The organism is Enterobacter sp. 01-M-03-SI-ECC (assembly GCF_047530215.1).
Classification (GTDB): Bacteria; Pseudomonadota; Gammaproteobacteria; order Enterobacterales; family Enterobacteriaceae; genus Enterobacter; species Enterobacter chengduensis.
On record NZ_JBLKDA010000038.1, the window covers coordinates 1 to 14,304 of the forward strand.

Sequence of the window (14,304 nt, forward strand, 5' to 3'; positions counted from 1 at the left end):
GCGACATGACCGCCGCGCTGGCCGGAGCCGCCGCACCGTACGTGGCGGAGATTATCGGCCACCGTTCCGGGCTGGACGACGGGATGGAAAAAGCCGCCGCCCACGCGGTGGCGAACGCCGTGCTGGCCGCGATGCAGGGGAAAGACGCGCTGGCGGGTGCGGCGGGTGCCGTCACCGGGGAGCTGGCGGGCACGCTCGCGCTGGAGATGTACGGAAAGGATGTTACTGCGCTGAGCGAAAGTGAAAAGCAGACCATCAGCGCCCTGGCAACCCTTGCCGCAGGGATAGCGGGTGGTGTTGCGGGGGACGGCACGGCAAGCGCCATTGCGGGAGCGCAGGCCGGGAAGACGGTGGTTGAGAATAACTCGTTAAGCAAGGATAAAATCTTTGATATCAATCCGATGCTGAGGATCGGAGTTGAAGATGCTAATGGTGATCCACTTAAAGGTGGTGGTGGGATCGCCAAGAATGGAAAATCCAAAGATACCGATATTTGGACAGAAACCAAGAAGATGGAATCCGTAGCAAATGCCTATGGGCATTGGAAAAAACATGAAAAAGAATTTCCAGAATATCAGAATGCAAAGCAGTATGTGGATGCTACACATAATTTTGTAACAAACCCTCCAGCAGGAAGGGGCTAATATCACTAAAGCGATAGTGGAAGGTTATCAGGATGGGGTATTTATGGCTGGAGCCATTTATCTTGGCCCGACAGTCGCAGTGGGTAAAGGTGTTACCGGTGCGGTTATTAGTGGTGGGGCTAACTCTTTATTCCAGTACATGAATATGTCGCCAGGCAGTGAGTTTAGTTACTACAGCGCTGCCGTAGCGGCAGGTGCTGGTTATCTGGCTCCAGGATATAAGATTAGTGGTAACACTCTTATTAATATGGGTGGTGCATTTATGACTGATGGACCCAGCTTAACTGGTCAGGGCGGCGCCATTGCGGGGTCGCTGGCCGGAGGATATTTTGGAAAGTATGCTCCAAAGCTGATTGCGCCATACGTAGGGTCTTTTTCCGGTGTGATAGGAGATATTGGTTCTGCTTCGGTTTTTGAAATATCCAATGATACAGTTAAAGAATTAATAAAAAATAAGGATAAAAAACAATGAAGAAGAAAATGACACCTCATATATTTATTCTTATTTTTATCTATATGACCACGGTTTTTTTTGCACTAGGTGTAGTTACCAGGATTGTAACAGCGGTTATTTATACTGGGGAAGTTTATTTATCGCTATCTGGTGTTATTAAAGTCGTTAAGATGAGTGTTGTCGCAGGAATACTTAGTGCAGTGGGATGTTTAATATTCAACAAAATAGACTAGTACAACACCCGCAAGAAACCACCAGTAGATCCCGATAAATGATCATCCTTGAACCGAAGATCCCGACCGCCACGCAGGGATCTTCTCCTTAACCATCAGCCCTTAACCGGCTCGATCCGCAGGGATAGCAGGCGGCATTGCAGGAGATAGCCGACCAGGCCGGACGCACGGCAATGGAGCAGCACGGCACGGGCAGCAACATGCAGCGCGCCATTCAGGCCGCTACCGCTGCGGCTCAGGGGCTGGCGGGCGGCGACATGACCGCCGCGCTGGCCGGAGCCGCCGCACCGTACGTGGCGGAGATTACCGGGCACCGTTCCGGGCTGGACGACGGAATGGAAAAAGCCGCCGCCGGGGAGCTGGCAGGTGGTATTGCGCTGGAAATGTACGGGAAGGATGTTGCTGCGCTGAGCGAAAGTGAAAAGCAGACCATCAGCGCCCTGGCAACCCTTGCCGCAGGGATAGCGGGCGGCGTGGCGGGGGATGGTACGGCAAGCGCCATTGCGAGCCACCTTCCAGATTGTTGTCCTCAACAATATTCTTGTTTTCTTTTGAATCAAACCAGGCTATAAAACTGTTCATCCATACAGTAAAAGGGAATTTTCATGGCGCTGGAACAGGGTATTGCGACGTTGGTCCAGGGATTTATCGCTGCAGGTAGGCCCTCGTCACGTCGCCAGAGCATTGAGGTGCGAAGAGCAGGCTATCTTGCCAGTACCGGCCTTGCCGGAGAGACCGAAACGCGCGTTCAGGTGGAGACGCTTGTTCTTGAAGATCGTACCATTCGGGTATTTTCACCTCTTAATGCCCCTGAAATATTGCCTGCTGCCATCTACTACCATGGTGGATGTTTTATCAGCGGCGGCTTTGATACCCATGACAATCAACTCCGTCAGTTAGCCTGCTTTGGCAATTGTCGGGTGGTTGCGATTCAGTACAGGCTAGCGCCGGAACAGACCTTCCCCGCCGCACATGACGATGCGGAAAGAGGTGCAGATCTGGTCTGGCAAAATGCAGACAAGCTGGGCGTGGATAAAAACCGCATCACCCTTTGCGGAGACAGCGCGGGGGGGCATCTGGCGCTGGTAACGGCGCTGAGGCTTAAGGTTAAAGGGCTGTGGCAACCTGCGCAGCTCATTCTTATCTACCCCATGCTCGACGCCACGGCCAGTTTTGAAAGCTATGCCCTCAATGGCACGGATTACGTGATCACTCGCGATACGCTGCTTAGCGGGTATGAAATGTATCTCGCCGACACCGACCGCCAGCATCCGGAAGCCAGCCCCCTGTGGCGGGATGATTTTAACGGTCTGCCGCCTGTGCACATCATTACCGCCGAGTACGATCCGCTGTGCGATGAGGGAGAAATGTTGTACCAACATCTGACTGAGCAGGGTGTGAAGTGTACCGCTCAGCGCTGGCTGGGCGTTATTCATGGCTTCTTTCAGCTTGGCGGCATTAGCCCGTCAGCGCGAGACGTTATGCACGACATCGCCTGGCGGATAAGCTCCCCCCGGCGATAACGTTGGAGAAGTTATTCCTCCTCGTTCCCGCCCTCTTCATACGCGCCGAAGGGCTTCGCCGGAAGAACAATGTAGGTGCCTTCAAACACCGCGCCCGGTGTTTTATCGCCAAACAGTTCAACCTGCATTTGTACACGCGCTTTACGGCCGCGTGCCAGACGGTCCAGATCGCCGCCCAGTGACCCCAGATCGGCCACCGCGCTCGGTTTGCCGCTTATCGGCGCGCTGTAACGAATATGGGCATCGGCCAGAATGATGGTGCCACCCAGATGGCGCTCGCGCAGCATCAGCCAGATCAGCCCCCAGCCGGTGAGCGTGGCCAGGGAAAACAGGCTGCCCGCAAACAGCGTGTGGTGAGGGTTCTGATTGCCAGTTTCCGGCATGGTGGTAATGAATTTTTGCCCGGTGTACTGCTGGATGCGCACGCCCATTTTTTCGCTGAGCGGAATGTGCTGATACCAGGCCTGCTGGAGTTGTCCACACCAGTCGGCGCGATGAAGAATGTCGTCCAGCGTGGCGATGGGTTTGATCATCAAAAAATGACGAATCGGCGTGGTTTGCGGGGCGGTGATTTCCCCCTGATTCACAAAACCGAGCTTGGCAAAAAACTCCACGGCATCTTCGCGGGCGCTACAGGTGACGCGCTTAACGCCTTCCTGACGGGCCACGGACTCTAGGGTCATCGCCATGAGCGTGCCCAGCCCTTTATCCTGTACGGAAGGGTGAACCGCCATAAAGCGAATAGACGCTTCGTTATCGGCGTTGATATACAGACGCCCGACGGCGACGAGGTTGCCCTCTTCGTCCATCACCATCTGGTGATGGGCCATCGCGTCCCAGGCGTCGCGCTCGGAGCCTTTCGGCTGATGTAATGGCTTGCGCAGCATTTCCCAGCGAAACTGGTAATAGGCTTCTAACTCTTCTTCCGTTTGCGGTACTCGAAGGTGATACATAGCTGTACTCTCTCTTGTTACCCGCGGCCATGCCGTAAGTATGCTCATACCTGCAGCCAGAATGTGACGGGGCCATCGTTCACCAGCGATACCTGCATATCTGCAGCGAATCGTCCGGTTTGCGTATTCATTTCCTGCTGGCGACAACGCTCAACAAAGTACTCGTAAAGGGCTTCTGCACGATCCGGCGCGGCGCCTTTAGAGAAGCTCGGGCGCATGCCGCGCTCGGTATCCGCCGCCAGCGTAAACTGGGACACCACCAGTACGCTGCCGCCCGCCTGCTGGACGTTCAGGTTCATCTTTCCTTCCGCATCGCTGAAAATGCGGTAGCCCAGCACGCGCTCGCACAAGCGGTTGGCTTTTTGTTCGTCATCATCCTTTTCGACACCTAACAACACCAAAAGTCCTGGGCCAATTTCACCCGTCACCTCTCCCTCCACGGTGACGCTGGCACGGGTTACGCGCTGAATCAATGCAATCATGGTTGGTCTGCTTCTTGTTGTTTTTCAGCTGCTGCTGCTTTTTTAAGTTCGCGGTATACGCCGAGAGTGACAGTTATTTCGGCACCAAGCAAGACGATACACCAGGTCCAGTAGACCCAGACAAACAAAATGGGGATCACCGCCAGCACGCCGTAAATCAGCTGATAGGACGGAAACATGGTGATGTAGAGGGCAAACCCTTTCTTACCGAGCTCAAACAGCAACGCCGCCACCAGCGCCCCCACTACCGCATCGCGGTTAGGTACGCGTGTGGTCGGGACAACGCTATAGAGCAGCCAGAAAGAGAGCCACGACAGGATCAGCGGGAAGATGCGCAGGACGTTATCAATGGCACCGTTAAAATCGCTCGCCCAGCGCAATGACAGAAGGTACGAGCTAATAGCAAGGCTCGCCCCGGCCAGCAGCGGGCCCAGCGTTAAGATCATCCAGTAGACGGCAAACGAGTAAACCTTGGGCCGCGCTTTTTTACTGCGCCAGATGGTGTTGAGCGCGCTATCAATGGCGTACATCAACAGCAGCGCGGTGACGATAAGACCACACGCCCCCACCGCCGTCATCTTGTTAGAGTTGGCAACAAACTGCTCAATGTAGTTCTGAATGATGTCGCCGGTGGCGGGAATGAAATTCGCGAAAACAAAGTGGCGAAGCTGTACGCTCACTTCCGCAAACATCGGGAAGGCGGAAAACAGGGCAAAGATAACCGCCACCAGCGGCACCAGTGAAAGCAACGACACGTAGGCGAGGTTACCCGCCAGCGTGGTCATATTGTCCTCATCAATGCGGTGCCAGAGCAGCTTCAGCCAGGCCCGCAGCGGACGCGTATGATGTGTGGCTTTTTGATGAACGGTTTTTAGCATAGCTGCTTCGCAAAGTAGTTGGGGATCGTCTCTTTTCCGGTCACCAGAATTGACGTGATACCCAGCTGGTTAGCCCCCTCTATATTATCGGCATTGTCGTCGAAAAAGACCGCATCGGCCGCGGTGAATCCCTCTGCCTGCAGAACCGCCTGGTAAATCCGCGCTTCAGGCTTACGCATGCCCATCTCCTGCGAGAGATAGATTTTATCTGCCGCCGCCTTAACCTCAGGGTATTCCTCAGGCCAGAACGTGGTGTGGAGGCGGTTGGTATTGGACAGGACAACCACGCGGTGCCCCTGCTCGCGCAGTTTGTGCATGATGTCGATCGTTTCTGGGCGAATCGCCACAAATACCGCCTGCCAGCCGTGGGAAAACTGCTCGTAGCTTAACGAGAGCCCCATCTCCTGGCAGAAACGTTCTGCAAATTCCTCGTCGCTGATTTCACCGCGCTCGTGCTGGTGGAAGGTCTCGCTCATCGCGAAATTCTGCTTTAACGTCGCCAGCGGAACACGGCTAAAATCGCTCCATGCGCCCAGCACCCGATTAAAATCGATGTCGACGATTACATTTCCTAAGTCAAAGATATAAAGCATGTTTATCTCCTGCTCGCCGTGGAAAATTAACTGTAGCGGGAAAGAGAAGGTTTGGCTATGCGCCAGATTCAGCTTAGAGAAAGGAGCGGCCCGCACCTGAAGTCCGGGCCATAAACGGATTAACCCGCCTGCTGTTCGTCGTTTGAATTCACTTCAACGACCTCAACCTTGCTGGATTTAAGATGGTTTTGCAGCGTGGAGCCGGGGAGCTCGTCAGTAAAGAGCGCCGTGGCCTGCGCCACGTTGCCAATTTCCACGGCGGCGGAGGCGGTGTACTTCGTATGATCGGCCGCCAGTAAAATATGGCGCGAGTGAGCCATCATGGTTTTCACCACGCTGGCTTCATTGACGTCAAACTCCATCATCGCGCCGTCGTGCTCAATCGCGCCCACGCTGGTCACGAGATAGTCCGCCCGAAAGCCAGACACAAACGCCGTCGCCGCCGGGCCGATAATACCGCCGTTGTGCGGGCGCAGCGTGCCGCCGGGCACCATCACTTCAAAGCGCGGGTTTTTATAGAGAATGTGCGCCACCCGCAGGCTGTTGGTGATAATGCGCAGATGGTTGTGGTTCAGCAGCGCCCGGGCAACGTGCTCCACCGTCGTTCCGATGGTGATGAAGATGGTCGAGCCATCGGGAATGTAGTCTGCAATCGCTTCGGCAATCGCCCGCTTCTCTTCGGTGAGCGACACTTCGCGCTGCTCAAACGCCGTGTTCACCACGCTGGACGCTCTGCCCGCGCCGCCATGATGACGCGTGATCAGTCCCTGCTCGCTGAGCTTGCGGATATCGCGCCGCACCGTTTGCGTGGAGACATCCAGCAGCTGCGCCAGTTCATCAATGTTCATATAGCCGCGATCGGCAATCAGCGTCAGCAGCTGATCGTGACGCGGGTTGCCGGTCAGTTCGGTAAGGCTCATGGGCTGTCCTCTGAAAACCATCACGCCCCGCATTTTATACAAAAAGTGACAAAAAAGAGCGGGTTTGATCACAGTCGGGTATCCCCGCACGCCCGCCGGGCCTGGTGCACTTCAGGGCGGCGACCGCGCTGGCAAACCGCACGGCGTCATCCACAGGGACTTGCTGCCCCAGGCTGACCGCCAGCGCGCCGTGGAAAACATCCCCAGCGCCGGTGGTATCAATGACATCCACCTCAAAGCCGGGCTGGTGGCACACCGTGCCGTTTTCCAGCCAGAAGCAGCCGTCTCGCCCCTGGGTTACATACACATGTCCATTTGTGAGCGTTTGTGCTTTTTTCAGCGCACCAGCAGTTTCTTCCACCTGCGTTAAGCGCCGCAGCCCCGGCGCGGAGAAGGCGGCATGGTCGCTTATGGCGATCAGTTCCGCGATGTCCTGCGGGGTGACGTCGGCGTCCAGCAGGGTCGGAACGCCCTGCCGACGGGCAAGGGTGAACGCCTGTTTTGCCCCGTCGTGCCAGCGCACGTCCGCTAATACAAGGTCCCATTGTGAGAAGTCGATTTCTTGCAGCCAGTCTGCCCCAGCGGGGAGATCGGGGCTGGGGTAGTTCGCGATGACGCGCTCCCCGCTGGCGTCCACCAGCACCGCCGACTGTGACGAGCGGGCACCGCTGAACACGCGCGTGTAGCGTGTATTCACCCCCAGGGATTCCAGCTCCGCGAGCAGCCGTCTGCCGGTGTCGTCGTCACCCACCCGACCAATAAAATCCACTTCCGCCCCCAGCTTTGCCGCCGCCACCGCCGCAGTAGCCGCCGGGCCGCCGCCCACTTCTGTATAGTCCTTTGCGACATATTTCCCACCTTCCTTCGGTAAATCATCGAGATACCAGATGCGATCCAGCACGGTAATGCCGACACAAACGATGCGAGTCATGGTGATTCCTTCTGCGATTTCTGATGCCGTCATTTTAATTTCACCAAATGTTTAAAAAGTGACTCATGTCTATTTTTTGACGATAAATTACAAATACGATCAAAAACAGACAACATAAACGCGCAAAAATTGACACGAAGTGACAGGAGAGAGGCATGTCAGCAATCGCATTTATCGGTTTAGGGCAGATGGGCGCGCCAATGGCGAAGAATCTGCTGAAGCAGGGACACCGGCTTCAGGTCTTTGATGTTAACCCGCAGGCGGTTCAGACGCTGGTGGAAAGCGGCGCACGGGCGGCAACCACGCCCGCGCAGGCCGCAAAGGAGGCCGAATTTGTCATCACCATGCTGCCAAACGGCGACCTGGTGCGCAGCGTCCTGTTCGGCGAGCACGGCGTTTGCGAAGGGATGCCCCGCGACGCGCTGGTGATTGATATGTCCACCATTCATCCGCTGCAAACCGACGAGCTGATCCGCGACATGGCGGCGCGCGGCTTCAGCCTGATGGACGTCCCGGTCGGGCGCACGTCTGACCATGCCATCGCCGGTACGTTACTTCTGCTGGCAGGCGGTACGGCGCAGCAGGTTGAGCGCGCCACCCCGGTACTCATGGCAATGGGCAACGAGCTGATTAACGCGGGCGGGCCGGGCATGGGCATCCGCGTGAAGCTCATCAATAACTACATGAGCATTGCCCTGAACGCGCTGTCGGCCGAGGCCGCCGTGCTGTGCGAAGCGCTCGGTCTCTCCTTCGACGTGGCGCTCAAGGTGATGAGCGGCACGCCTGCAGGCAAAGGCCACTTCACAACCTCATGGCCGAACAAGGTGCTGAAAGGGGATCTTTCACCCGCCTTCATGATCGACCTTGCGCATAAAGATCTGGGCATTGCGCTCGACGTGGCCAACCAGCTCCACGTCCCGATGCCGCTCGGCGCGGCCTCGCGCGAAGTTTACAGCCAGGCACGCGCCGCCGGGCGCGGGCGCGAAGACTGGACGGCCATTCTCGAACAGGTTCGCGCATCTGCCGGGCTGAAAAAAACACACTGATACGAAAGGACTGAGGAATGACGATGTACACCCTGAAAGATATCACCCGACCTTCCGGCGGTTTTGCGATGCTGGCCGTGGACCAGCGCGAAGCGATGCGCCTGATGTTTGCGGCGGCTGGCGCGCCGGTGCCGGTCACCGACCAGCACCTCACGGATTTTAAGGTTAACGCCGCCAAAATCCTGTCGCCTTACGCCTCCGCCATTCTCGTCGACCAGCAGTTCTGCTACCGCCAGATCGTCGAGCAGCATGCCGTTGCCAAAAGCTGCGCAATGATTGTGGCCGCCGACGAGTTTATACCGGGCAACGGTATTCCGGTCGACAGCGTGGTCATCGACAAGACCATCGACGCGCAGGCGGTCAGGCGCGACGGCGGCAAGGCGCTGAAGCTGCTGGTGCTGTGGCGCAGCGATGAAGATCCGCAGCAGCGGCTGGAGATGGTGCAGGCGTTCAACACGCTGTGCCACAGCAACGGGCTGCTGAGCATTATTGAGCCGGTGGTGCGTCCGCCGCGTCGCGGTGCCGCGTTTGACCGCGAGCAGGCGATTATTGATGCGGCGAAAGAGCTGGGCGACAGCGGGGCCGACCTCTACAAAGTGGAGATGCCGCTGTTCGGTAAAGGTACGCAGCAGGAATTGCTGGCCGCCTCGCAGAAGCTGAACGCGGAAATCAATATGCCGTGGGTGATCCTCTCTTCCGGCGTGGACGACAAGCTCTTCCCGCGCGCGGTGCAGGTTGCCATGCAGGCGGGAGCTTCCGGCTTTTTAGCCGGTCGCGCCGTGTGGTCGTCCGTGGTAGGGCTGCCGGATACGGACATGATGCTGCGCGACGTCTCCGTGCCGAAACTGCAGCGTTTGGGTGAGATCGTCGACGAAATGATGGCTCGCCGCTAGGAAAGGACCCGAACATGAAATGGTTTAACACCCTGAGCCATAACCGCTGGCTCGAACAAGAGACCGACCGTATTTTCGACTTCGGTAAAAACGCCGCCGTGCCGACCGGTTTTGGCTGGCTGGGCAATAACGGTCAGGTGCGCAGCGATATGGGCACGCATCTGTGGATCACCGCCCGCATGCTGCACGTCTACGCGGTGGCCGCCAACATGGGCCGTCCCGGCGCGTATGCCCTGGTTGAGCACGGCATTAATGCCCTCAACGGCCCGCTGCGCGACAAACAGCACGGGGGCTGGTACGCCTGCGTGAACGATGAGGGCGTGATTGACGCCTCCAAGCAGGGCTATCAGCACTTCTTCGTGCTGCTGGGCGCGGCGAGCGCCGTGACTACCGGCCATCCACAGGCGCGCAGGCTGCTGGACGACGCCATTGAGGTGATCGAGCGCTATTTCTGGAGCGAGGAAGAGCAAATGTGCCTCGAATCCTGGGACGAGGCCTTCAGCAAAACCGAGGATTACCGCGGCGGCAACGCCAACATGCACGCCGTGGAAGCCTTCCTGATCGTCTATGACGTGACGCACGACCGCAAGTGGCTCGACCGCGCCCTGCGCATCGCCTCGGTGATTATTCACGACGTGGCGCGCAAAGGGGAGTACCGCGTTAACGAGCATTTCGACACTGACTGGAACCCGATCCGCGCCTACAACATCGACAATCCTGCCCACCGTTTCCGCGCCTACGGCGGCACGCCGGGGCACTGGATCGAGTGGGGCCGCCTCATGCTGCACCTGCGCGCCGCGCTGGAAGCCCGCTTTGAAACCCCGCCGGAGTGGCTGCTGGAAGATGCGAAAGGATTGTTCCACGCCACCATTCGCGATGCGTGGGCACCGGACGGCGCGGACGGGTTTGTCTACTCCGTGGGCTGGGACGGCAAGCCTATCGTGCGCGAGCGCGTGCGCTGGCCGATCGTCGAGGCGATGGGCACGGCTTACGCGCTCTACACCGTGACCGGCGAGGCGCAGTACGAAGCCTGGTATCAGAGGTGGTGGGATTACTGCATCAAGTATCTGATGGATTACGAGAACGGCTCCTGGTGGCAGGAGCTGGACACCAATAACGAAGTGACGACCAAAGTCTGGGACGGCAAGCAGGATATTTACCATCTGCTGCACTGCCTGGTGATCCCTCGCCTGCCGCTGGCTCCGGGCTTAGCCCCGGCAACGGCCGCCGGCCTGCTGGATAGCCTGGCCAAATAATAAAAGACGGAGCTCTTATGCGTACCCTACACAATATTGACCTGAAAAATAACGAAAGGGGTTTCACCCTGCACTGGGAAAACCGCCTGATTTTGTCCCACACCGCGGAAGCGCCCTGCCTGTGGATCGGCGCGGGCGAGGCCGATATCGAGATGTTTCGCGGCAACTTCAGCATCAAGGACAGGCTCAACGAAAAGATTGCCCTGACGGACGCGACCGTTACGCAGCAAAGCGCGGGCTGGGCGATCCGCTTCACCCGGGGCGACGCGGTGAGCGCGACGCTGCGGGTGGGCGTGGACGCCGAAGGCCGTCTGGAGCTGAAGCTCAGCAATGATGCCGCCCGCCATAACCGCATCTGGCTGCGGCTGGCGGCGCAGCCGGAAGATCATATCTACGGCTGCGGCGAGCAGTTTTCCTACTTCGACCTGCGCGGCAAGCCGTTCCCGCTGTGGACCAGCGAGCAGGGCGTGGGTCGTAACAAGCAAACCTTTGTCACCTGGCAGGCCGACTGCAAGGAGAACGCAGGCGGCGATTACTACTGGACCTTCTTCCCGCAGCCGACGTTTGTGAGCACCCAGAAGTACTACTGCCACGTGGATAACAGCTGCTACATGAACTTTGACTTCAGCGCGCCGGACTTCCACGAGCTGGCGTTCTGGGAGGATAACGCCACGCTGCGCTTCGAATGTGCGGAAACGTACGTCGATCTGCTGGAAAAACTTACCGGCCTGCTGGGGCGACAGCCAGAACTGCCGGACTGGGTGTACGACGGCGTGACGCTGGGGATTCAGGGCGGCACCGAGGTGTGTCAGCAGAAGCTCGACGTGATGCGCAAAGGCGGCGTGAAGGTGAACGGCATCTGGGCGCAGGACTGGTCCGGCATCCGCATGACCTCCTTCGGCAAACGCGTGATGTGGAACTGGAAGTGGAACCGCGAGCTGTACCCGCAGCTTGATGCGCGTATTCAGCAGTGGAAAGAGGAAGGCGTGCAGTTCCTCTCCTATATCAACCCGTACGTGGCCAGCGATAAAGACCTGTGCGAAGAGGCGGCGAAACGCGGCTATCTGACCAAAAATGCCGACGGCAAGGACTACCACGTCGAATTCGGTGAGTTCTATGCGGGCGTTATCGACCTCACCAATCCGGAAGCCTACGGCTGGTACAAAGAGGTGATCAAAAAGAACCTGATCGAACTGGGCTGTAGCGGCTGGATGGCAGACTTCGGGGAGTACCTGCCGACCGACACCTTCCTGCACAACGGCGTCAGCGCGGAGATCATGCACAACGCCTGGCCTGCCCTGTGGGCGAAGTGTAACTACGAGGCGCTGCAAGAGACCGGCAAGCTCGGGGAGATCCTGTTCTTCATGCGCGCGGGCTACACCGGCAGCCAGAAGCATTCCGTGATGATGTGGGCGGGCGATCAGAACGTCGACTGGAGCCTGGACGACGGCCCGGCCTCGGTGATTCCGGCGGCGCTCTCCCTGGCGATGACCGGGCACGGCCTGCACCACAGCGACATCGGCGGCTATACCACCCTGTTCGGGATGAAGCGCAGCAAAGAGCTGCTGCTGCGCTGGTGCGATTTCAGCGCCTTCACGCCGATGATGCGCACCCATGAGGGCAATCGCCCCGGCGACAACTGGCAGTTCGACGGCGATGCGGAAACCATCGCGCACTTCGCGCGCATGACCACCGTCTTCACCACCCTGAAGCCGTATATCAAAGCCGCCGTCGCGCAGAACGCGAAAAGCGGCCTGCCGGTGATGCGCCCGCTGTTCCTGCACTACGAGGACGACGCGCGCGCCTACACGCTGAAGTATCAGTATCTGTTTGGCCGCGATCTGCTGGTGGCACCCGTTCACGAAGAGGGGCGCACCGACTGGACGCTCTATCTGCCGCAGGACAGCTGGGTGAATGCGTGGACCGGAGAAACCTGCCCGGGCGGTGACGTGACCGTTGACGCCCCGCTCGGCAGGCCGCCAGTCTTCTATCGCCAGCACAGCGAATGGGCAGATCTGTTTAGCACCTTACGTCATATCTGATAAGGCTCGCCCGCAGGGAAACCTGCGGGCAGACGGAGAATAATAATGAGTCAACATACTTCCGATCCGGCAACCCTACGCCTGCCGTTTAAAGAGAAACTCGCCTACGGGATGGGCGACCTCGGCTCGAATATCCTGCTGGATATTGGCACCCTGTATCTGCTGAAGTTTTATACCGACGTGCTGGGGCTACCGGGCACCTACGGCGGGATCATCTTCCTGATTGCCAAGTTCTTCACCGCCTTCACCGACATGGGCACCGGGATCATGCTCGACTCCCGGCGCAACATAGGCCCGAAGGGGAAATTCCGCCCGTTCGTGCTGTACGCGGCGTTCCCGGTGACCCTGCTGGCGATTGCCAACTTTGTCGGCACGCCGTTTGAGGTCACGGGTAAGACGGTCATGGCGACGGTGCTGTTCATGCTGTACGGCCTGTTCTTCAGCATGATGAACTGCTCCTACGGCGCGATGGTGCCCGCTATGACCAAAAACCCGAACGAGCGCGCCTCGCTGGCCGCCTGGCGTCAGGGCGGCGCCACGCTGGGCCTGCTGCTCTGCACCGTGGGCTTTGTTCCGGTGATGAACCTGATTGAGGGCAACGACCAGCTTGGCTATATCTTTGCCGCCACCCTCTTCTCGCTGTTCGGGCTGTTCTTTATGTGGTGGTGCTATAAGGGCGTGACCGAGCGTTACGTCGAGACGCGGCCTGCTCATCCGGCGCAAAAGCCGGGTCTGCTGCAGTCGTTTCGCGCCATCGCCGGGAACCGTCCGCTGTTTATTCTGTGCATTGCTAACCTGTGCACGCTGGGCGCCTTTAACGTCAAGCTCGCCATTCAGGTGTACTACACGCAGTACGTCCTGAACGACCCGATCCTGCTGTCGTATATGGGCTTCTTCAGCATGGGCTGCATTTTTATCGGCGTCTTTATGATGCCCGGCGCGGTACGGCGCTTCGGTAAGAAAAAGGTCTACATCAGCGGACTGACGATTTGGGTGGCGGGCGATCTGCTCAACTACTTCTTCGGCGGCGGCTCGGTGAGCTTTGTGGCGTTCTCCTGCCTGGCCTTCTTCGGCTCCGCGTTTGTAAACAGCCTGAACTGGGCGCTGGTGTCCGATACCGTGGAGTACGGCGAGTGGCGCACCGGCGTGCGCTCCGAGGGAACGGTCTACACCGGGTTTACTTTCTTCCGCAAGGTGTCTCAGGCGCTGGCGGGCTTCTTCCCCGGCATTATGCTGACGCAAATCGGCTATGTGCCCAACGTGGTGCAATCCGCCGGGACGGTTGAAGGGCTGCGGCAGCTGATCTTTATCTACCCGAGCCTGCTGGCGGTTACCACCATTGTGGCGATGGGCTGCTTCTACAACCTCAACGAGAAGATGTATGTGCGCATCGTCGAAGAGATCGAGTTGCGCAAGCGTACGGCATAAAAGACGAGATAGCGCGCCCTGCGGGGCG

General features: G+C 58.2%; 16 protein-coding genes. 10 read left to right on the plus strand and 6 right to left on the minus strand.

Translation table 11 applies throughout. The annotated features are described in order from the left end of the window. From ACMWKK_RS22805 to ACMWKK_RS22825, 5 genes are all read left to right on the plus strand, one after another. The coding region (locus tag ACMWKK_RS22805; RefSeq protein WP_406542938.1) for a VENN motif pre-toxin domain-containing protein at positions 1 to 644 on the plus strand (644 nt) is incomplete at its 5' end. A gap of 43 nt (positions 645 to 687) precedes the next feature. Further along, entirely contained in the window at positions 688 to 1,116 is a 429-nt protein-coding gene (locus ACMWKK_RS22810) for a hypothetical protein (RefSeq protein ID WP_258526898.1), read from the plus strand. Then, the gene (locus ACMWKK_RS22815) at positions 1,113 to 1,331 is read left to right on the plus strand and encodes a hypothetical protein (protein WP_112781947.1); all 219 of its coding nucleotides are present in this window, start codon (positions 1,113 to 1,115) and stop codon (positions 1,329 to 1,331) included. Before ACMWKK_RS22810 ends, ACMWKK_RS22815 begins: the two co-directional genes overlap by 4 nt. 137 nt (positions 1,332 to 1,468) lie before the next feature. Further along, positions 1,469 to 1,903 carry a VENN motif pre-toxin domain-containing protein gene (locus ACMWKK_RS22820; protein ID WP_236653109.1) on the plus strand — a complete coding sequence of 145 codons (435 nt, stop codon included), beginning with the start codon at positions 1,469 to 1,471 and terminating at the stop codon, positions 1,901 to 1,903. A 33-nt stretch (positions 1,904 to 1,936) separates the two neighbouring features. Beyond that, on the plus strand, positions 1,937 to 2,854 hold the full coding sequence (locus tag ACMWKK_RS22825; RefSeq protein WP_112781946.1) for an alpha/beta hydrolase: 918 nt from the start codon (positions 1,937 to 1,939) through the stop codon (positions 2,852 to 2,854). 11 nt (positions 2,855 to 2,865) lie between these two features. On the opposite strand, the gene fabY is transcribed toward ACMWKK_RS22825, so the two are convergent. The 6 genes from fabY to ACMWKK_RS22855 form a co-directional block, all read right to left on the minus strand. Continuing rightward, positions 2,866 to 3,807, minus strand: coding sequence for a fatty acid biosynthesis protein FabY (gene fabY / locus ACMWKK_RS22830; protein ID WP_045329500.1), 942 nt, complete (start codon positions 3,805 to 3,807; stop codon positions 2,866 to 2,868). A gap of 44 nt (positions 3,808 to 3,851) precedes the next feature. Then, on the minus strand, positions 3,852 to 4,289 hold the full coding sequence (gene dtd, locus ACMWKK_RS22835; RefSeq protein ID WP_008501836.1) for a D-aminoacyl-tRNA deacylase: 438 nt from the start codon (positions 4,287 to 4,289) through the stop codon (positions 3,852 to 3,854). Then, complete coding sequence (locus tag ACMWKK_RS22840) at positions 4,286 to 5,167, minus strand: virulence factor BrkB family protein (RefSeq protein ID WP_045329499.1); 882 nt, start codon at positions 5,165 to 5,167, stop codon at positions 4,286 to 4,288. The genes dtd and ACMWKK_RS22840 overlap by 4 nt, the downstream gene beginning before the upstream one ends. After that, positions 5,161 to 5,760 carry a glucose-1-phosphatase gene (gene yihX / locus ACMWKK_RS22845; RefSeq protein ID WP_045329577.1) on the minus strand — a complete coding sequence of 200 codons (600 nt, stop codon included), beginning with the start codon at positions 5,758 to 5,760 and terminating at the stop codon, positions 5,161 to 5,163. Before yihX ends, ACMWKK_RS22840 begins: the two co-directional genes overlap by 7 nt. Positions 5,761 to 5,879: 119 nt before the next feature. After that, complete coding sequence (locus ACMWKK_RS22850) at positions 5,880 to 6,680, minus strand: DeoR/GlpR family DNA-binding transcription regulator (RefSeq protein ID WP_112781945.1); 801 nt, start codon at positions 6,678 to 6,680, stop codon at positions 5,880 to 5,882. Positions 6,681 to 6,714: 34 nt separating this feature from the next. Continuing rightward, complete coding sequence (locus ACMWKK_RS22855; protein WP_112781944.1) at positions 6,715 to 7,611, minus strand: sugar kinase; 897 nt, start codon at positions 7,609 to 7,611, stop codon at positions 6,715 to 6,717. A 155-nt stretch (positions 7,612 to 7,766) separates the two neighbouring features. Between ACMWKK_RS22855 and yihU the strand changes: the two genes are divergently transcribed. The 5 genes from yihU to ACMWKK_RS22880 are packed head-to-tail and all read left to right on the plus strand — an operon-like array spanning position 7,767 to position 14,276. After that, complete coding sequence (gene yihU / locus ACMWKK_RS22860) at positions 7,767 to 8,657, plus strand: sulfolactaldehyde 3-reductase (RefSeq protein WP_112781943.1); 891 nt, start codon at positions 7,767 to 7,769, stop codon at positions 8,655 to 8,657. Positions 8,658 to 8,674: 17 nt separating this feature from the next. Then, complete coding sequence (yihT, locus tag ACMWKK_RS22865; RefSeq protein WP_045329492.1) at positions 8,675 to 9,550, plus strand: sulfofructosephosphate aldolase; 876 nt, start codon at positions 8,675 to 8,677, stop codon at positions 9,548 to 9,550. A 14-nt stretch (positions 9,551 to 9,564) separates the two neighbouring features. Next, positions 9,565 to 10,806 (plus strand): sulfoquinovose isomerase, encoded by a 1,242-nt coding sequence (gene yihS / locus ACMWKK_RS22870; protein WP_112781942.1) that lies wholly within the window; start codon positions 9,565 to 9,567, stop codon positions 10,804 to 10,806. A gap of 17 nt (positions 10,807 to 10,823) precedes the next feature. Further along, positions 10,824 to 12,848 carry an alpha-glucosidase gene (locus tag ACMWKK_RS22875; RefSeq protein WP_112781941.1) on the plus strand — a complete coding sequence of 675 codons (2,025 nt, stop codon included), beginning with the start codon at positions 10,824 to 10,826 and terminating at the stop codon, positions 12,846 to 12,848. Between the two features lie 45 nt (positions 12,849 to 12,893). Further along, positions 12,894 to 14,276, plus strand: coding sequence for an MFS transporter (locus ACMWKK_RS22880; protein WP_112781940.1), 1,383 nt, complete (start codon positions 12,894 to 12,896; stop codon positions 14,274 to 14,276). The last annotated feature ends 28 nt before the right edge of the window (positions 14,277 to 14,304 follow it).